At 68.7% G+C, this 18,935-nt stretch carries 18 protein-coding genes; 10 read left to right on the forward strand and 8 right to left on the reverse strand.

Annotated features, from left to right (window positions below; genetic code table 11):
- The first annotated feature begins 22 nt into the window (after positions 1–22).
- Positions 23–535, forward strand: a complete 513-nt coding sequence (locus tag AC0VYP_RS20210; protein ID WP_285757636.1) for a DUF6542 domain-containing protein — start codon at positions 23–25, stop codon at positions 533–535.
- 8 nt (positions 536–543) lie between these two features.
- On the opposite strand, the gene AC0VYP_RS20215 is transcribed toward AC0VYP_RS20210, so the two are convergent.
- Positions 544–1,542: a 4-hydroxy-3-methylbut-2-enyl diphosphate reductase gene (locus tag AC0VYP_RS20215; RefSeq protein WP_285757637.1), complete on the reverse strand. Its 999-nt coding sequence runs from the start codon at positions 1,540–1,542 to the stop codon at positions 544–546.
- A gap of 276 nt (positions 1,543–1,818) precedes the next feature.
- Between AC0VYP_RS20215 and AC0VYP_RS20220 the strand changes: the two genes are divergently transcribed.
- The 4 genes from AC0VYP_RS20220 to AC0VYP_RS20235 all read left to right on the forward strand — a co-directional run bounded on the left by AC0VYP_RS20220 (position 1,819) and on the right by AC0VYP_RS20235 (position 4,699).
- Complete coding sequence (locus AC0VYP_RS20220; protein ID WP_475471253.1) at positions 1,819–2,466, forward strand: hypothetical protein; 648 nt, start codon at positions 1,819–1,821, stop codon at positions 2,464–2,466.
- A 262-nt stretch (positions 2,467–2,728) separates the two neighbouring features.
- A complete protein-coding gene (locus AC0VYP_RS20225; RefSeq protein ID WP_475471254.1) occupies positions 2,729–3,145 on the forward strand; it encodes a patatin-like phospholipase family protein in 417 nt (138 codons plus the stop codon).
- A 79-nt stretch (positions 3,146–3,224) separates the two neighbouring features.
- Positions 3,225–4,454, forward strand: coding sequence for an exodeoxyribonuclease VII large subunit (gene xseA, locus AC0VYP_RS20230; protein WP_285757639.1), 1,230 nt, complete (start codon positions 3,225–3,227; stop codon positions 4,452–4,454).
- Positions 4,451–4,699: an exodeoxyribonuclease VII small subunit gene (locus tag AC0VYP_RS20235; protein ID WP_475471256.1), complete on the forward strand. Its 249-nt coding sequence runs from the start codon at positions 4,451–4,453 to the stop codon at positions 4,697–4,699. Before xseA ends, AC0VYP_RS20235 begins: the two co-directional genes overlap by 4 nt.
- 23 nt (positions 4,700–4,722) lie before the next feature.
- On the opposite strand, the gene AC0VYP_RS20240 is transcribed toward AC0VYP_RS20235, so the two are convergent.
- The 3 genes from AC0VYP_RS20240 to AC0VYP_RS20250 form a co-directional block, all read right to left on the reverse strand.
- Entirely contained in the window at positions 4,723–5,142 is a 420-nt protein-coding gene (locus AC0VYP_RS20240) for a hypothetical protein (RefSeq protein ID WP_285757641.1), read from the reverse strand.
- Positions 5,143–5,258: 116 nt separating this feature from the next.
- A complete protein-coding gene (locus AC0VYP_RS20245; RefSeq protein ID WP_285757642.1) occupies positions 5,259–5,822 on the reverse strand; it encodes a DUF4245 domain-containing protein in 564 nt (187 codons plus the stop codon).
- Positions 5,823–5,893: 71 nt separating this feature from the next.
- Positions 5,894–6,496 (reverse strand): TetR/AcrR family transcriptional regulator, encoded by a 603-nt coding sequence (locus tag AC0VYP_RS20250; protein WP_475474314.1) that lies wholly within the window; start codon positions 6,494–6,496, stop codon positions 5,894–5,896.
- A 156-nt stretch (positions 6,497–6,652) separates the two neighbouring features.
- Here AC0VYP_RS20250 and glpX point away from each other — a divergent pair, with 156 nt between their 5' ends.
- Together glpX and AC0VYP_RS20260 are read left to right on the forward strand one after the other, a co-directional pair.
- Positions 6,653–7,678, forward strand: a complete 1,026-nt coding sequence (glpX, locus tag AC0VYP_RS20255) for a class II fructose-bisphosphatase (protein ID WP_285757643.1) — start codon at positions 6,653–6,655, stop codon at positions 7,676–7,678.
- A 199-nt stretch (positions 7,679–7,877) separates the two neighbouring features.
- Positions 7,878–9,437: an acyltransferase gene (locus AC0VYP_RS20260; protein WP_285757644.1), complete on the forward strand. Its 1,560-nt coding sequence runs from the start codon at positions 7,878–7,880 to the stop codon at positions 9,435–9,437.
- 134 nt (positions 9,438–9,571) lie between these two features.
- Here the strand turns inward: AC0VYP_RS20260 and AC0VYP_RS20265 are convergent, their stop codons facing one another.
- Positions 9,572–10,387, reverse strand: coding sequence for an ABC transporter permease (locus AC0VYP_RS20265; protein ID WP_432707438.1), 816 nt, complete (start codon positions 10,385–10,387; stop codon positions 9,572–9,574).
- A gap of 2 nt (positions 10,388–10,389) precedes the next feature.
- On the reverse strand, positions 10,390–11,346 hold the full coding sequence (locus tag AC0VYP_RS20270) for an ABC transporter ATP-binding protein (protein WP_475471259.1): 957 nt from the start codon (positions 11,344–11,346) through the stop codon (positions 10,390–10,392).
- A gap of 437 nt (positions 11,347–11,783) precedes the next feature.
- Here AC0VYP_RS20270 and AC0VYP_RS20275 point away from each other — a divergent pair, with 437 nt between their 5' ends.
- The 3 genes from AC0VYP_RS20275 to AC0VYP_RS20285 all read left to right on the forward strand — a co-directional run bounded on the left by AC0VYP_RS20275 (position 11,784) and on the right by AC0VYP_RS20285 (position 14,962).
- Positions 11,784–12,836, forward strand: coding sequence for a lytic polysaccharide monooxygenase auxiliary activity family 9 protein (locus tag AC0VYP_RS20275; protein WP_475471261.1), 1,053 nt, complete (start codon positions 11,784–11,786; stop codon positions 12,834–12,836).
- A gap of 86 nt (positions 12,837–12,922) precedes the next feature.
- Complete coding sequence (locus AC0VYP_RS20280) at positions 12,923–13,519, forward strand: DUF1707 SHOCT-like domain-containing protein (protein ID WP_285757650.1); 597 nt, start codon at positions 12,923–12,925, stop codon at positions 13,517–13,519.
- 225 nt (positions 13,520–13,744) lie between these two features.
- Complete coding sequence (locus tag AC0VYP_RS20285; protein WP_475471263.1) at positions 13,745–14,962, forward strand: MFS transporter; 1,218 nt, start codon at positions 13,745–13,747, stop codon at positions 14,960–14,962.
- Here AC0VYP_RS20285 and AC0VYP_RS20290 read toward each other — a convergent pair.
- Both AC0VYP_RS20290 and AC0VYP_RS20295 read right to left on the reverse strand, forming a co-directional pair.
- Complete coding sequence (locus AC0VYP_RS20290) at positions 14,959–15,837, reverse strand: ABC transporter permease (RefSeq protein ID WP_285757654.1); 879 nt, start codon at positions 15,835–15,837, stop codon at positions 14,959–14,961. The genes AC0VYP_RS20285 and AC0VYP_RS20290 overlap by 4 nt on opposite strands.
- Positions 15,834–18,827: an alpha/beta fold hydrolase gene (locus AC0VYP_RS20295; protein ID WP_475471266.1), complete on the reverse strand. Its 2,994-nt coding sequence runs from the start codon at positions 18,825–18,827 to the stop codon at positions 15,834–15,836. The genes AC0VYP_RS20290 and AC0VYP_RS20295 overlap by 4 nt, the downstream gene beginning before the upstream one ends.
- Between the last annotated feature and the right edge of the window lie 108 nt (positions 18,828–18,935).

The raw sequence follows: 18,935 nt of genomic DNA on the forward strand, positions 1-18,935 counted from the left end.
TCACACAAGGGAGCGCACGGTGATGACGACACGCGACGTGGACGGCGCACGGACACCGCACCGGACCGAACGTCCGAAACGCCGTAGCGAACACATATCACCCGCCGGAGCGGCGGCCGTACGCCTCACCGCTCGCGGCGCGATCGTCGGCATGGTCCTTTTCAGCTTCGCCTCGGCGCTGGTCGCCAGCCTGACCGAACTGCCCGTGATCAACGGGATCGGCTTCCTGCTGGCCTGCGCATCGGCCGCGTTGCTGGTGCGCTCCGGCGACCTGCTGTCCCTGAGCGTCAGCCCTCCATTGGCCTACTTCACCGCGGCGTTGAGCGCCGAAGCCGTTTTGACCCTGGGCACCGAGGGTTTCGTACGGGGCGTGGCCATCGGCATGGGCACGCGGCTCGCCGAGGTCGCGCCGTGGCTGTTCGCCGGGACCGCACTGGTCCTCGTGGTCACCATCGTGCGCGGCCTGCCCGCCAACGTCCGCGAGCTCGGCGACGAGCTCAGCGGGCGCAGGAACAGGATGGCGCAGCGCAAGTAGGCCCGGGGTCAGGCCGGCGAGAGCGGCAGCAGCTTGTGGGCGATCGAGCCGTCGTTGTTGCGGCGGGGCCGCAGCTCCTTGGGGAGGGCGAAGGTGAGCTTCTCCCGTTCGGTCTCGATCTCCTCGACGTCGGTGTAGCCGTGCTCGGCCAGACGGTCCAGGACTTCCCTGACCAGGATCTCGGGTACCGACGCCCCGCTGCTCAGGCCGACGGTGCGCACTCCCTCGAACCACTCGTCCTTGAGGAACGTGTGGTTGTCCACCAGGTAGGAGGCGTCGGCGCCGGAGTCCAGCGCGACCTCGACCAGGCGCACCGAGTTGGAGGAGTTGGCCGAACCCACCACGATGAACAGGTCGCAGTCGGGCGCGATCTCCTTGACCGCCGCCTGGCGGTTGGAGGTGGCGTAGCAGATGTCGTCGCTGGGCGGGTCGATGAGGTTGGGGAACTTGGCGCGCAGCGCCTCGACCGCCGCGTTGGTCTCGTCAACCGACAGCGTGGTCTGGGACAGCCAGGAGACCCGGTCCGGATCGCGGACCTCGATGGCGGCGACCTCGTCGGGGCCGTCAACGATCTGGATGTGCTCCGGGGCGTGGCCGCTGGTGCCCTCGACCTCCTCGTGACCGGTGTGCCCGATCAGGATGATGTCGAGATCGTCCGCGGCGAAGCGCTGTGCTTCCTTGTGCACCTTGGTGACCAGGGGGCAGGCGGCATCGATGGTCTTGAGGCCGCGCTCGGCGGCTTCCTCGTGCACCATCGGCGAGACCCCGTGGGCGGAGAACACCACGGTGGCCCCCTCGGGCACCTCCGAGGTCTCCTCGACGAAGACGGCACCCCGTTCTTCCAGAGAACGCACGACGTGCGTGTTGTGCACGATCTGCTTGCGCACATAGATCGGGGCGCCGTACTGCTCAAGGGCCTTCTCGACCGTGATGACGGCGCGGTCAACCCCGGCGCAGTAACCACGGGGCTTGGCGAGCAGGACACGGCGGCGATTCGTCGCAGACATGCCACCATCCTACGGGCCCTTCGGGACGCCCGCTGCGAACTGTGACACTGCGCACCGTAGCGGGCGCTGGCCTCGCCGCAAGGACACGGTGTGGAGCCAACCCGGTCCCGAGGTGGTGAATTCACGCCTGCCACCCCTGCTGGCAAGCACGGAACTCCCCTATTCTGAGCTATCTGCTCAGTGAAATCACCGTGTCGGTAGTTCGCGTATCCCGAATGGCGACCGCCCCGCATGCACCCCCACCCAGCCAGCGATTTTCAGGAGTCCCCGAGTCCCATGTCGAAGCCGACCCTCGTCACCAAGATCACCGACGCCCTCAAGCGAGCCTTCGGCGGGTCCAGCCAGCCGGTGGCTTCCAGCAAGCCCGAAGACGCCGCCGCGCCCGGCGCCGTGACTCCTGACACCGCCCCGTCAGGGGCTGTCCCCGCCGACGCCGCGCCTTCCGAGGCGGCCGGCGAGTTCACCACCGAGGCGGCCTCCTCCGAGGGGCAACGGCCCGCTGCCGAGTCCCCGGCCGCCTCGACCGAACCGGTTTCACCCGCCGCTCCGGTGGCCGAGCCCGTCGGCAGTGCCCAGCCTGCGCCCTCGCCCGTGGAGGAGAGCGCGCAGACCGCGCCCGCAGAGGACGCAGAGGACACCGCCTCCCCCGCAGAGACCGTTGCGGAAGAGACTTCCGCCCTGGTCCAGCCGGAGGAGAAGGCGGAGATCGTCGAGGCGCTGGACGTGGCAGAGGCCCCCACCGGCGCATCCGACACCGCGGTCTTCAGCGCGGTCCACGCCGCCGCGGCCGAGGGCGCCCGGATCTCCGAGGGTGACATTCCGCTGCCCGTGCCCAACTACGAGGCGCTGACCCTTCCGTCCGTCCGGGCCCGGTTGCGCAAGCTCACCCTTGAGGAAGTGCGTCAACTTCGCACCTACGAGTGAACGAACGACAACCGCGCCGAGTTCGTGCGCATGTACGACAACCGGATCGCCAAGTTGGAGGCCGAGGCACAGGCCTAGGGAACGTGCCCCCATCGAGGGTCGAACCCTTGCGGGACCCGGTTGCGCGACCGCGCGTCGCCACCGGGTCCCACCGCTTTTTTCGGGCCCGTGTCCTGAAGGGCCTCCGCCTGGTGCGGTCGTCCGCGTTCTCCTGTGGTGGGGCGGGTCGGGCACGTTTCGGAGCGGAAGGGCCGATCTGCTCGTGGGCAAGGCACTCGTACTCGGTGGCGGCGTCATCGGGATCGCATGGGAGCTCGGGCTGCTGGCGGGCCTCCGTGAGACGGGCGTGGACCTGACCGACGCCGACCTCGTGGCCGGCACCTCGGCCGGATCGATCGTCGGAGCACAGATCCTGTCGGGCACAGACCTGGACGACCTCTACCGTTCCCAACTCGTCCCACCCGGGAACGAGCGGCCCGCCCGGATCAGCCGCCTCGCACTCGCCAGATCGGGCTGGGCTGTACTCCGCTCCCCCGCCCCCGAGACCGGCCGCGCGCGTGGGCAGAATCGCCTCACGAACGGCGCGGGTCTCGGAGGCCGAGCGCACAGCGGCCATCGCGGACCGGTTGCCCGGCCCCGCGCGGGTCGCGGCCCGCGCGGCCGAGACGTGGGGGGCTGACTCCGATCCGGCTTCCCGTGCCGGACACCCGGGGCGGCTACCCCTGCGCTGTCGCCACGTGGGCCTAGGCTCGGATGCCATGGGGATGGAGAGCACACCTGAGGCACCGCAGCCGGTCCGCGTCGTCATGCAAGCGGTCGGCGGCTGGGTCGGGCGGCTCGGCCGGATCTGGGTGGAGGGCCAGATCGCGGAGCTGAACCGCCGCGGCTCGATGGTCTACATCACGCTGCGCGACCCGGTCGCCAACGTCTCGGCACGGGTCACCTGTCCGGTACGGGTCCTGGAGGCGGCCGCGCCGGCCCCCCAGGCGGGAGCGCGCGTGGTGATTCACGCCAAACCCGATTTCTACGTGCCGCGGGGCACCTTCGCGCTGCAGGCGTTGGAGATCCGGCACGTCGGTCTGGGCGAGCTGCTGGCCCGGTTGGAGCAACTGCGAACGACGCTCGCGGCGGAGGGGCTGTTCGCGGAGTCCCGCAAACGGCGTCTGCCGTTCCTGCCCGGCGTGGTCGGGCTGGTGTGCGGTCGCGAGTCCGCCGCGGAACGCGATGTCCTGGAGAACGGACGGCGCCGCTGGCCGGCGGTGCGTTTCGAGGTACGCGAGGTCGCGGTCCAGGGTGACCGGGCGGTGGGCGAGGTGATGGCGGCCGTCAAGGATCTCGACGCGCGTCCGGAGGTGGACGTGATCGTCATCGCACGCGGCGGCGGTTCTCTGGAGGACCTGTTGGCGTTCTCCGACGAGGCGCTGGTGCGCGCGGTGTCGGCCACCGGGACCCCTGTGGTCAGTGCGATCGGCCACGAGCAGGACAGTCCGTTATTGGACCTGGTCGCGGACGTGCGGGCCTCCACGCCGACCGACGCCGCCAAGAAGGTCGTACCGGACGTGGGAGAACAACTCCAGCTGATCCGGCAGTTGCGGGACCGCGGACGCCGGGTCCTTCAAGGGGGGGTCGCCCGTGAGGAGGCGTGGCTGGCGGGGATGCGTTCGCGCCCGGTGCTGGCCAGCCCGCTGCGCGAGGTGGACAGGCAGGTGGAACAGGTCCTGGATGCGCGTGACCGTGCCCGACGGGCGTTGACGACGGCACTGGACCGAGCCGCCGACGGCCTCGCTCATACGGGGGCCAGGCTGCACGCACTGTCGCCGGCTACGACGCTGGCGCGCGGCTACGCCATCGTGCAGCGGGCGGACGGGTCCGTGGTCCGTTCTGCAGAAGAGGTGGGGACCGGCGATCCGCTGCGGCTGCGCTTCGCCGAAGACGAACTGACCGTGACCGCCGGCGAGGCGGCACCGGAGGAAGGGGACGATCGATGACGGAGACCACAGAGGCAGGGGCGACCGAGCCTGAGCTCGGCTACGAGGAGGCGCGGGAGGAGTTGAACACGGTCGTGCGGCGCCTTGAGTCGGGCGGCCTGACGTTGAAGGAATCGTTGGCCCTGTGGGAGCGCGGGGAGGAACTGGCCAGGACTTGCGAGTCGTGGCTGGAGGGAGCCCGCGCCAGGCTCGCCGTGGCCTTGGCCGAGGACACCCCTGGTGGGGGGGACGACGCACCGTTCTGACCGTGGGACGAGCCTGGAAGGGGTCACCGTTCGGGGAAGAACTCTCCCAGGTCCTTGGCCGGCTGGGCCGCCTCTTGGGCCTGGGCCTGCGCGGCGGCCGAAAGGTCGGCGGCCTGGCCCTCGACTGCGGCTGCCGGGTCGGCGAAGGCGTCCTGGGCGGTGCCGTACTGCTCGGTCAGCCCCGCCTCGAACTGCCCGGCCTGATCACCGAGTGCGGCCCCGGCATCCGCCGCATAGTCACCCGCCATCGCTCCGGGGTCGGCGAAGGCGTCCTGGGCGGTGCCGTACTGCTCGGTCAGCCCCGCCTCGAACTGCCCGGCCTGGTCACCGACCTGGGCGGCTGCGTCACCGAATCCGGCGGTGGTGGTCTCGGCGGTCTCCCCGACGGTTTCAGCCGCGCCGGTGACCATGCCTTTGAACCAATCGAATAGTGCATCGAACATCTGGAAATCAACTCCGTAATTACTGGTTGACCTCAGATATACCCCGCTGCACCTCAAAGCGAGGTTAAAGCAGATCCGAAACAGGAACCCGAATGGCCGCTAGGGGCAGCGGACCGCTACTCCGGCTTTTGTTGCGCGGCCAGCGACTGCGCGAGTACTTCCAGCTCGTCGTATTGAGAACTGCCCGAAACAACTCGGGTCGCGCCCTCAGCACGTCTGACGATGGCACGCTCGCCCTCTGACTTGCTGTAATAACGCTCCCATTCTTCGCCGTTCACCGTCGATTCACCGTCCGGTGTACCACCGCGGCTGGTCTCGGCGATGAACGTGGCCGGATCGGCGTCACTGATGCTGAATGCGGCATGCCGGTCCCGTGGGGTGGCGAACCCCAGTGACCAGCTGACCGGCTCTTTGGGGTCCTCTCCCGGGAGCGCCCCGCCGGTCTCCAGCCGTGAGCTGGTGGGGACCCATCCGTCCGGCAGGTCCCGCGGCGCGTAGGTACGGTAGGGGGCGACCTCGGCGAGGGTGAGGGCGTCGGCGGTGTAGTCGATGCTCGGGATGTGCTCCACGGAACGGCCGTTGACCACGAAGGCCATGGCGCCCACGATGAGCACGATCACCCCCAGGACAATCGCGTATCCGGTAAAAGTGCTGTTGGCGCGGCTGCCACCACTGCTCATGCGGTGTACTCCGCTTCGTGACTGCGTTCGGTCATGGTCCGACCAGCTTGCCCGATGTCGGCGGGGCGTCCTTACCGGGGTGGGGTGAGGCGTCCGAGCGTGTTGACCACCTGGTCGGCGAGGGCGCGGGCCGCGGTCACGTCCTCCCGGCGCACGACCTCGCTGACGGCGAGGGAGATCGAACCACTGACGATCAGCAGGAGTGCCTCGTTGACGGGCTCATCGGCCTTGCGGTAAAGGGCGACGTTGCGGTCGGTCCACTCGCGCAGCCGGGTGCGCATGGTGGCCTCGAAACCCGGTGGGCTGTCCCCGCTGAAAAACAGCCAGGTGAGCTCACGCTCTTCGATGCAGCCCTCCAGGTAGGCCCGGGCCGAGCGGTTCATCAATCGGGCCGGATCGGTCTCACCGGCGGCTCTCGCCAGGGCTGCGGCCTGGTGCGTGCGTTCCTGCTGCCGCTGCTGGAACTCTTCGTAGAGTGCGATGTAGAGATCGGCCTTGCCCCCGAAATGGTGATAGAGACTGCCGACGCTGGCCCCCGCGTGGGCGACGACCTCGCTGACCCCGGCCCGGTCGAAACCGACCGTGCGGAACACGTGCGACGCCGCTACGAGCAGCGCGCTGCGCGTGGCAGCGCCGCGGTGCGAGATCCGTACCGGCTTTTCCACCTTCTCCACAGTCAACCCAATCGTCCTCGATCGCGTGCGGGGGGCTCGCCTAGGGTTGAGAGTACGCGAGCCGCCTCCCGAGCGAACTCCACCCGGGACCGAAGCTGAGAAAATCAGCAGGTCCCTCGCTTGCCGGGGCGCCCGAGCTGACCCGAAAGGCCGATCATGACCACTCCGAACGCTCCTGTGCCGACCCCCACCGACGCCCCCGATCGCAACCTCGCGTTGGAACTCGTGCGGGTCACCGAGGCCGCGGCGCTCGCCGCCGCCCGTTGGGTCGGCCGCGGGGACAAGAACGGGGCCGACGGTGCCGCAGTACGCGGGATGCGTCACCTGATCAGCACCGTCTCGATGGATGGCACGGTCGTCATCGGCGAGGGTGAGAAGGACAACGCGCCCATGCTCTACAACGGCGAACGCGTGGGCGACGGCACCGGCCCCGAATGCGATGTGGCGGTGGACCCGGTGGACGGCACCCGCCTGACCGCGATGGGAATGCCGAACGCCGTGGCCGTACTGGCCGTGAGCCCACGCGGTTCGATGTTCGACCCTTCTGCCGTGTTCTACATGGAGAAGCTGGTCACCGGGCCTGCCGCGGCGGCGGAGGTGGACATCGACGCGCCCGTCGCCGACAACATCCGGGCCGTCGCCGCGGCCAAGGGCGGCACACCGCAGGACGTCACGGTCGTGATCCTGGACCGGCCGCGGCACGAGCGGCTCGTGCACGAGGTACGCGCCACCGGGGCACGGATCAAGTTCATCATGGACGGCGATGTCGCCGGTGCGATCATGGCTGCCCGGGCCGGCACCGGGGTGGATCTGCTCCTGGGAATCGGCGGTACGCCCGAGGGCATCATCACGGCATGCGCGATCAAGTGCCTGGGCGGTGTGATCCAGGGACGGTTGTGGCCGACCGACGACGACGAGCGCCGCAAGGCGCAGGAGGCCGGGCACGATCTGTCCCGGGTGCTGACCACCGACGACCTCGTCTCCTCCGACGACGTCTTCTTCGCGGCCACCGGGATCACCGACGGCGAGTTGATCGACGGCGTTCGTTACGCAGCGGGCGGGGCGACCACCGACTCCCTGGTCATGCGGGGGCGGAGCGGGACCACCCGCCGGGTCATGAGCGAGCACCGCCTGAGCAAGCTGGCGACCTACAGCGGCATCGATTTCAAGACCGCAAACTAGCGATCGGCAACGGAAGTCCCATCGGTGCGGGCGCCGCCCGCACGTTCGCACTGCGGCTCCACGGACACGCGGGGCCGCAGCGGGTGCGGTCTCTGCCGATCACTTTTCGAAAACGATGTGCGTCCTGGGGGAACCCCGGCCCTCTACGGCGGGTCCTACCGGCCTAGACACGAAAGATCCCGTGCAGTCCGGAGGTTCGATGTCCTACCCCGACCCGCCCAACCAGCCTCCGCAGCAGTGGGGGCAGCAGCCCGTGCAGGGGCAGCCCGGCTACGGATACCCGCCGCAGGGCCCCCCTCCGGGACACGTCTACCAACCGGCTCCCGGGCCGGCACCGCGCAAGAAGAGCATCTGGCTGGTCCCGGCCTCTGTGGTTGTGGCCCTTGCTCTGATGGGGACGACGGTGTGGGCCTCGACCGCACTGGTGAACAACCTGTTCGGTGGCCCGCAGCCCGAGACCGTGCTGCCCGGGTCGTCGCTGATGTTCGCCAAGGTGGACCTCAAGCCCACCGGCGGACAGTGGGCGTCCTACGCGCAGTTCTACAACAAACTCCCCGACTCCGTCCGCGATGAGCTGGGCGGTTCCGAAGAAGACCCCGCGCGCGCCGTCGTCGAGGAGGCGTTCCCAGAGCTGGACTACGTCAACGACGTGGAGCCGTGGCTGGGCCAGCGCTTCGGTTTCGCGGTGTGGGAGGGGCCCGACAGCGCACCGGTGTTCGCGGTGGCCATCGCCGCCGAGAACGAGGGGAAGGCCACGGAAACCCTGGAGAAAGTACACGCGGAGTCCCAGGACTTCTCCTTCGTCGTGAAGAACGGGTTCGCGCTCGTCACGACCGACGACGCCTCCCTGGCCGACCTGGACGGCCAGATCGCCCAGTACGGCACGCTGGACAAGAACGAGACCTTCGCCACCGACATCGACGAGATCGGGGAGGGGGTGGCTACCCTGTGGGGCGACATCGGGGGGTTGAGCAAGAGCGCGCTGGGCGCCTCCAACGGCAGTTTCGACGACTTGGCCCAGGTCGGCGACCTCGATGGGCGTGTTGCCGCCGTCCTGCGCCTGGAAAGCGACTACCTGGAGTTCCGCGCCGACGCCTACGCGTGGACCGTGGACGGCGAAGCCATGCTGTCCGGTGAGGTTCCCGCCGGCGGGATCACCGCGTTGAACGACCTTCCCGACAACTCGGTGATCGCAGTTGGCGGTGACGGGCTGGACGCCCTGGCCCAGCAGGTGTGGGAAACCAACTCCGACACGATCGAATCCTCCCCGGACTTCGCCGATGCGAACGAGGCATTCCAGCAGATGGGAGTGGCGCTTCCCGGCGACTTCACGAAGTTGTTGGGGACAACGACCGCGATCGGTTTCACCGATATCGGCGACGACTTCTTCGGCTCCGGTGACGACGGGTCCTTCGAGGTCCGGCTGGCCGGTGCCGACCAGGGAATCTGGGAGGAATTCGCGGCGGGGACGGCTTCCGGCGGCTACACCACCGGCCCCGGGGTGTCTGCCGACGGCGACACGACCGTGTTGTCCTACGGGACCGCCGGCACCGGACGGCTGGGGGACGATCCAGTGTTCCAGCAGACGATGAAGGGCCTGGAGGGAGCGCACATCGGCTTCTACATGGACGGCCGCTACATCGCCCAAGAGGCCGAGGAGGCCAACCCCGAACAGTGGGGCGGGATCGGCGGTGCGGTGGAACTGAGCGACGGCGGCGGCTCCTCGACCATCCTGCGGTGGGTTCCCAGCCCTTCCTGAGCCAACCGGGGACAGCTGCCGGCCCGGCGCCGGCTCCCCGTGGTCCCGGTCGAGCAGTCGGCGGCCGGGACCACCGGCAGGGGCGCACCCGGGGGGCGCTGATCGCCGTTTCCGGGGTCGCCTCACGCGTGTTACTAGTCGATGAGCCTGCGCTGCATCATCGTGACCGCCAGGATCCAGGCGACAGCAGTGAAGACGCAGAGCGCTGCGGCGTGCCCCAGGAAGGGCAGCAGCCCGATTTCGAAGGCGGTTCCACGCACCAGTTCCACACAGTGGTAGAGCGGGTTCAACGCGGCTATCGTCTGCGCCCAGCCCGGCAACTGGTCGATCGGGAAGAACGTTCCGGCGACGAGGAACAGCGGGGTGATTACGCCCGAGATCAGGTAGTCCATCATCCGGATCGACGAGATCAGGGCCGAGAGCAGGATGCCCAATAGGGCGAAGCCGAATCCGGTGACGAGGGCGATGAACGGGACGAGCAGCATCGCCGGGGTGGGCTTCAACCCGAAACCGATCGCCACCAGGAGCGGAGCGCACCCGTAGACGCCTGCTTTCAGGGCGATCCACAGGGCCTCGGCGGTGATGACCTCTCGGACGTCCACCGGTGCCGCCAGGATTCCCTCATAAGAATGCTGGAACTCGCGTCGCACGAACGTGTTGATCATGCCGGGGAACATCGACGTGAACAGGACGGACATCGCGACGATGCCGGTCCCGAGGAAGTCGATGTAGTCGTAGCCGGCGATGCTGCCCACCAGAGCGCCCATACCGAAGCCGAAGGCGAGCAGGTACAGGATCGGCTCGACGATCGCGGCGAATGTGACCGGCCCCCAGGTGCGCCGGTACAGCGCCCATTCCCGGGCGAGGACACCGGTGATGGGGGCGAGTTCGAAGCGTCCGGGGCGGGACTCGGAGCGGAGGCCGCGCTGGGCTGCCGCGTGTTCGGCCATGGTCATTCGACTCGCTCCCCCGTCAGTGCCACGAACACGTCTTCGAGGTTGCTGACCCGTCGTGTGCCTGCGCCGAGACGGTCGCGAAGCGAGTCGGGCAGGTCTTCGGCGCGCAGGACCGACAGCGCCGATCCGGTGCGTCGGGTGCTGAACCCGGCGGCGTGCACCATGTCCTCCAAGGAGGCGATCTTGTCCAGGCTCACCGCGTACTCCTCGACCAGTTTCCCGGCGAACTCGGTGATGAGTTCGGCGGGGGTGCCACGGTTGATCACCCGTCCTTTGGCCATCAACGCCACCTCGTCGGAGAGCCGTTCGGCCTCCTCGATGTAGTGGGTGGACATCAGGACCGTCACACCGTCGTCGCGCAGTCCCGAGATGAGTCCCCACAGTTCCTGTCGGACCTGGGGGTCGAGACCGACCGTCGGCTCGTCCAGCAGGACCACGCGGGGACGGTGGACCAGCCCGCGGGCGATGAGCAGCCGGCGGCGCATCCCTCCGGAAAGCTTGCCGGTGAAACTGTCCTTCCGGTCCTTTAGATGGGCGAGCCCCAGAGCCTGCTCAACGCACTGGGCGCGTTCGCGGCGCGGGACCCGGTAGAGGTGGGTGAAAACGCGCAGGTTCTCCTCGACGGTCAGTTCCTCGTCGAGGTTGTCGTGCTGGGGGACGACCCCCATGAGCGAGCGCGCCCACTTGGATTCCTGCGGGATCGGGTGGCCCAGGATGCTGATGTGCCCGGAGTCGGCGCGGCTTTGGGCGGTCAGCATCCGCATCGTGGTGGATTTTCCCGCTCCGTTGGGGCCGAGCAGACCGAGCACGATGCCTTCCGGGACGTCGAGGTCGAGTCCGTTGACGGCGGTCAGGGTACCGAAGCGCTTCACCACCCGGCGCAGCGAGATGGCTGCGGGAGGGGTGTCCGCGTGCTCTTCGGAGAACGGTTGGCGTAACCGCGACGAGGTCATGCGCCCCACCGTAGATGGCATGCCCACGAATTTTCCAGCGGTTTCCAGGGGGCCGGGACCACATCCCAGGCCTTTACCCGAAGAGACGGAAAATGCAAATCAGACTCTCGACTTTAAAACACCTCAAAAGGGATAAAAAAATAGGAAACCTCCTTTATCATTAACACTCAAAAAACACAAATATCCTGCTCAAAGCACCCTTTCTTCTTCAGTTACCGCAGAAGATATCGAATGTGTATAGTCCTCTCTCACACCTTTCGGGTGGGCTGGAATCACGTTCGAGCAGTCCCGGATTCCCCGGACCGCTTCCCCTGCCGACGTCACAGGGGGGCGGCGTACACGGCTCGGCACACCCCGGAAGGTTGTCCTCCAGCCCGGACGACCGTGCGGACCCGCTTCCCGCACGGCTCCCCCTAGTCCAACTGAGGAGTCCCCCAATGAATCCGCGACGTGCGACACGAGCCCTGGCCGTACTGGCCACCGCTCCCCTGGCCGTCATCGGCCTGGGCACAGGCGTGGCCCACGCCCACGGAACGATGGGCAGCCCCGCGAGCAGAATCGCGGCCTGCCATGCCGAAGGCCCCGAAAATCCCCAGTCGCAGGCGTGCAAGGACCTGGTCGCGGCCAACGGCTCCCAGGCGCTCTACGACTGGAACGGGGTTCGCGACGGCGAGGCCGACAGCAACCACCGGCAGAACATCCCCGACGGCCAGCTCTGCAGTGGCGGCGACCCCGCTTTCTCCGGCCTGGACAAGCCGGGAAACTGGGCCGCGACCAACCTCGCCACCAGCGGTGACTTCGCTTGGGAGTACACCGTGACCGCCCCGCACAAGGGGTACATCGAGCTGTACGTGACCAAGGACGGCTACGACCCCGGCCAGGCTTTGAAGTGGTCGGACCTGGAAGAAGAACCCTTTCACCGGGTGGACGACCCGCAGCCGGTCGCCGGCACGTACGACCTGACCGGCCCCCTGCCCCAGGGCAAGAGCGGACGGCACGTCATCTACGTGATCTGGCAGCGCACCGACAGCCCCGAGGCGTTCTACTCCTGCTCCGACGTCGATTTCGGCGGAACCGGCCAGGGGCTGCCCACCATCACCCCCGTGGGCGGCATGGACCCGGGCGACGAGCACGCCGAGCACGGCGGACAGGCGGGTGAGGGCACCGGCGGCACGACCCCGGAACCGGTCGGTCCCCCCGCCGAAGAGAAGGAGACGAACGACGGCTCCGGGACGACCGACGGCGGTCAAGCCTCCCCCGAATCTTCGGCATCCCCCGAAGCACCCGCGGGCGACTCCCAGCCGCCGCCCGTTGACAGCCAGGGCACGCATGACGGACACAACGCCGCACACAACGGGGAACAGCTTCCGGTGACGGGATCGACCATTACCGGCCTGTTCCTCAGCGCGCTGGTCGCCATGCTGGGCGGGGCCGGACTCGCGTGGTACGCGCGGCGCCGCCGTGCCGCCGGCGCGCACCGCGCCGCCTGACCGGCCCCGGGCCACCGGCCGACCGGTGACCCTCCGCTGGGTGTGCGGCCTCCCCCGCACACCCAGCGGCACAGTAGGTTGAAGGGGTGAATGAGGGTCTACCCGCTTCCAAGCTGCGCGCCTCCGATGCCGACAGGCAGCGTGTACTGGACGTGCTGCGGGCAGCAGCCGAGGACGGCCGACTGGACCTGGAGGAGTTCACCGAGCGCAGTGACCGGGTGCACGAGGCGCGCACCCTCGGCGAACTCCCCCCGATCACCAGCGACCTGCTACCGGCCGAACGTCAGCCCCTCCGGTTGGAGACCGCCCCCGTCTCCGCGTTCTTCGGAAACGACACCCGTGCGGGACGCTGGGTGGTCGCACCGCAGCAGTATGCCTACGCCCTTTTCGGGACCGCCGAGATCGACCTTCGCGACGCGCTTCTGGTGCGCAACACGGTTCGGATGACGGCCTCCGCGCTGTTCGGCCGTGTCCACGTGCGGGTGCCCGAGGGGATGGAGGTGCGGGTGACCGGGTGGTCGTTTCTCGGCCGGCGCATGACCACGACCCGACCGTCCCCCGTGGCCGACGCTCCGGTTCTGGAGGTGGAAGGATTCTGTTTGTTCGGTTCGGTGCACGTCAGCGCCCCCCGGCGCAGACGGCCCTGGCTACGGCGGGCCAGGAAGCGACCCGAACTCGGCTGACCCCGAACCACTGCTTCCAGGTCGCGGCAGGGGCGGCCCCACCCGGTGCAGCAGAGGGAAGGGCCCGTGACCCGACGTCCAGTACGTACTTCGTGCACTACCGACCGCCCTTCTCCTCCGGCGGCCGAGCAGCGGTGACGCAGGCCCCCTCCTGATTTCTCTGGTCGAGGCGGCCACCACGGGTTAGCTTATGTGAATTAGATTCACATTTACCGTGGAGGTCCGATGGCGAATTCCACGACCGCGGTCGATCGACGCGCCCGGATTGCCGGATACGGAGTCTTCCTCGTCACCGGCCTGTTGTTCGCGACGCTGGTCACCCGGATTCCCACCCTCCAGGATCGGTTTGCCCTCGGTGAGGGCCAGTTGACGGTCGTACTGGCCCTCGTCCCCGTCGTTGCGGGGGTGGGCAGCGCGGTGGCCGGCGTCCTCTCCCCCAGGGTGGGAAGCGCCGCATTGCTGCGCGTGGCCCAACCGGCGTTGGCGCTGGCCATCGTGGGAGTGGGTGCGGCTCCTGGGCTTCCATGGCTCTACACCGCCAATTTCTGCGTCGGTCTTCTCCTCGGTGTGGTGGACGCGGCAATGAACATGCAGGCCGTCGCAGTGGAGCGCGCCTACCGTAGGAGCATGGTGACCGGTTTCCACGGTGTGTGGAGCGTCGGAGCGATTTTGGGTTCCCTGTGGGCGGCCTTCACCGCAGGTCTCGCCCCGACCGGTGCACTCGGGATGTTTGCCGGGGCCGGCCCGGGACTGGCAGGGGCCTTCGCGGTGGTGGCCGGGATCGGCGTACTGGTCAATCTGGCTGCCGGACCTTTGCTGTACCGGGGGCGCGCCGTCCCGCAGGCCGCATCGGGTGGATGTCCTGCGCCCCGTGTCCCGTGGCGACCGATCATTGTGATCGGGACCGCGTTGGCCATCGTCTACATCGCCGACTCCGCGGTGTCCACCTGGAGCGCCGTTTTCATGACCGGAGCTCTGGCTGCTGGGGCACTGGCCCCGCTTGCCTACGGTGCCTACCAGGTGACGACCGTTCTCGGCAGGGCGGTCGGGGACTTCATGATCCGTCGGTACGGTGCACCGTCGGTGGTGCGAACCGGTGCGGTGCTGGCCGTGCTCGGCCTGTTCGCGATCGTGTCCGCCAGCCGGCCCTGGCCCGCCCTGGTGGGGTTCGCACTGGCCGGACTGGGTGCCTCGGTGATCGTGCCGACCAGTTTCTCCGCAGCAGGCGCCCTCGACCCGCATGGCACCGGGGTGGCGGTCGCCCGGGTCAACATCTTCAACTACGTGGGATTCGTCGTGGGAGCGATCCTGATCGGGACGGTTGCCGAACTGGCCGACCTGCGAGCCGCGTTCGCCGTCCCGATGCTGCTGCTGTTGGTGGTCGTCCCATTGGCGCCGCGGTTCTCCCCTTCCCCGTTGCGGGCCTCCCGCGATGAAGGCTAGGAGACCACGTCCTTACGGGAGAAGTGGCGAAACGCCCAGGCGAAAAGAATCAGCGCGTAGGAAACCGAGACGGCTGCCCCTTTGATCATCGAGTCCACCGGGATGTCGGTGAGCATCACGTCGGCCCAGGCGAACGACCAGTAGGCGGGCAGGAATTCTCGGACGGCGCCGAGAGCGTCTACTGCCTCAAGGATGTTGGACATGATGATCAGTCCGACGGCGCCGCCCACCGCCCCCAACGGCGAGTCGGTGGCAACCGTGAGCGCGAATGCCGTCCCCGAGACGACAAGTAGGTTGACCAGCGCGTAAAGGACGATCAGGCCGAGGCGTCCCAACGATTCGGTTGTGGACAGCGGGGGGCCGCCCAAGGGCAGGACCAGGGGGTCGAGGCCGTAGAAGACCGCTCCCGCGAGGAGAGCGGTCAACGGCAGCAGAACGACGGCCATGGTGACCATGGCGAGCGCCACGAGGAGTTTCTGCCGCAGCAATCGCATCCGGGGTACCGGGGCAGCCAGCAGGTAGCGCAGCGACGACCAGTTGGCTTCGCTGGCCACCGTGTCGCCGAAGAACAGCCCGGCAACGACCACCAGCAGGAAGCCGGTGGAGACGAACATCGTGAACACCGCGAAGTTGACCGCGCCGGTCGTGGCGATGTCGGTCATGCTGGTGAACAATCCGGACGACTGCTGATCGGGTTGCTCGTCGGCGGATCCGGTGTCCACCGCGAAGGCGAGCACCAGGATCCAGGGCAGCAGGAACAGGAAACCGAACGCCAACTGCGTGCGACGGCGGCGCAGCTGGCGGGCGAACTCCACTCGAAGCGGCAGGGTGCGGCCCACGCGGTATCCCTGCGTCGGCGTCGTGTGCTCGGTCATGGGCGTTCTCCGGCTGCCGCGTCTGCGATCAGGGACAGGAAGGCGTCCTCCAGGCGACGGTGCGGGGTGACCCGGTCCACGGCGATCCCCATTCCGACGAGTTCGGCGACCAATGCGGCGACGGTGATCCCCTCCAGGTGCACCAGTAGTCCGTCGGCACCGACTTCGGCGGCGCGAACGCCGTCGAGGGCGCGGACCCGGACCAGGGCGTCCTCAGGAGCAGGCGTGCCGACCAGGATCGCCGTACCCGCGCCGACGATCTCCTCGACGCGACCGGCCGCGACCTTGCGCCCCTGGTCCATGACGACCACGTGCGTACAGGTCTGCTCGACCTCGGCGAGCAGATGACTGGACACGATGACGGTGCGCCCGGTGGCCGCATACTTGACCAGGACGTCGCGCATCTCGCGGATCTGGGGTGGGTCGAGGCCGTTGGTGGGTTCGTCGAGCACGAGCAGATCGGGCAGACCGAGCATCGCTTGGGCGATGGACAACCGCTGGCGCATTCCCTGGGAGTAGGTGCGCACCGGACGGTCCAGGGCAGAACCCAGGGCGGCGATCTCGACCGCCTCGGCCATGTGCGCCTCGGTGTCGGGACGCCCGATGGCCTTCCAGTACAGGTCGAGGTTGGCGCGCCCGGACAGGTGCGGGAGATTCCCGGGCCCCTCCACGAACGACCCGAGTCGGGCCAGCGCCGAGGTTCCCGGGACGACCCGGTGTCCGAAGATACGGATCTCGCCGGCATCGGGGCGCACCAGGCCCATGAGCATGCGCAGCGTGGTGGTCTTGCCCGCGCCGTTGGGGCCGAGCAGCCCCAGCACCTGTCCGCGCTCGACCTGGAAGGAAAGGTCGTTCACAGCGAGGTAGCCGTTGGCGTAGCGCTTGGTCAGCCCTTGGATGCGCAGCGGGACGTCGGCGAGGTCGGGATCGGGCCGCCCCGCGCTCCCGGCCCGCCGGGCGGTGGCCAGGAGGCCCATCGCGACGGCCAGAGCGGCGAGGGGGAGGGCCCAGACCCAGACGGGCAACGGGGGCGCGGAGGCGACGAGGTCAGGGCGGACCGGAACCTCGACACCGGCATCGGCCAGTGACACCACCGAGGTGACGCTCTGCGCGGGGACGGCATAGGCCATATCGCTGGTGCTGACCGCGAGGCGCAGTTTGTGGCCGCTGGCGAAGGAGTGGTTGACCCCGGGCAGCTGGATCGGGACCTCGGTGCCTTCGGGGGTGGCCTGGACCCGGACGGGGGCCACGAGCTGGCGGGGAAGGGTGGCCCGTCCGTCGTAGTCCACGTCGTAGAGCTTGGCGAAAAGGACCGTCTCGCCGTCCCCCACCACGTTGACGCGCACCGTCGGGGCTCCGGTGACGTCCACCCCGGCGGCGCCAACAGGCTCGGACTCGAAGAACGCCGTCTGACCGGGCATGTCGAAGGCGAAGCCGCCCAGACCGCCCAGGGATCCCAGGCCGGTCAACGCGGAGAGACCGGGGAGAGCCGAGATCGCGGCCGGCGAACCTCCGGGTGGGGAGGAGACGGGCTGCGGTGTGTTGGACAGTTCGATGCGCTCTCGGTCACCGTCGGCCAGAGGGACGTACTCATCGGACTCGGCGTGCCGGACCTCGGCCGTGCCTCCGCCGGCGGTGAGGCCGCCGGCTCGGCTGACGGTGAAAACGGGCACCGGATCGGCATCGGCGCCGGCGAGGTGGACGTCGAACCAGCGTTGGATGCGCTCCCGTATGTACGGGGCCTCGGCGTCGCCGCCGTCGTGCCCGCCCTCGGTCCACATGACGGAGGTCTCGACACCGTTGGCGCGCAGGTCCGCAACCGTGGCGTCGGCCTGGTCGAGCGGGAACAGCGAGTCGTTCATGCCCTGGACGACCAGGGTCGGGGCGGAGATGTCGGCGGTCGAGGCGGCCGGGCTGTGCCGGGTGAGCAGTTCACGAATCTCGGGGGTGGCCGTCCCCTGCTCGGCGACCTGCTCGTAGAGCGCGCAGATCTCGGGCTGATAGCGGCCGCAGCGCACGGAATTACCCAACTGGTCCAGGTTGACCGGGGTGTCGAGGGTGTCCGCATCGACATCGGGCTGGGGGGTCGGCTGCTGGGCGGCCGGGGTGTCCGATCCTGCGGCCTCGGGGGCACCGTCGTCCTGCTGTGCGGTGGAGTCGGTCGGTGCGTCGAACCCGCCGAAGCCGCCCGCGCTGAAGAGCAGGCCCGTCCACATCCGCTTGTAGACGCCCTCGTCGTCGGTGTCCACCGAGCTCTCGGGGAAGATCGCCTCGGTGAGGTCGTGGTAGGTGCTCTGCGGGGCGATGGCGTCGATGCGGTCGTCAACGCCCGCGGCCATCAAGGTGACCGCGCCGCCGTAGGAGGAGCCGGCCATGCCCACACGGGGGTCGCCCTCGGCGTCCAAGGACACGTCGGGGCGCTTGGCCAGCCAGTCGATCAGATGTGAGACATCTGCCACTTCTCGGTCGGGATCGTTGAGGCCGATCCGTCCCTGCGACTCCCCGAAACCACGCGCCGACCAGGTCAGGACGAGGTAGCCGGCCCGGGCGAGTTCACCGGCCTGGCCGTGGAGGTCGGCTTTGCTGCCGCCGAAACCGTGCGCCAGCAGAACGGCCGGGAACGGTCCGTCCCCCTGCTGCTGGGGCAGGTAGGCGGAGGTGTCCAGCTCGATGCGGTCGGGGCTGCCAGGGGATTCGGGAACCTGGATCTGCTGCTCCGAGACCTGGTAACCGCCCTGGGCGTCGTCGGTCGCGGTCGCGACGGTCCACGACCCCGCCCCGAGCAGGAGGACGGACACGGCGCCGAGCACGACTGGCCAGCGGCGATTCCGCTTCATCCGGGTCTTCACCTCACCGAGAGTACGCAACAACCGGTGGTGCGCTGCCCGGCCGTGCACGGGGACGCACCGGTCGGCGTCCCTTTCCAGGACCTGCAACGGCCGGGGCACGCCGACCGTTCCCGCCTCGGTGATCAAAATCGTCGGCCCCACGTGCCGACACCCCGGGGTACGGCGCACGGGTGAGGTGTGAATCTCTGTGCCGGGGAGCGGGCCCAGGGCACGATCTCACAGCAGGGTCTGACAGTCTTTGACGTGAAA

The organism is Nocardiopsis sp. iso_186, assembly GCF_056173365.1.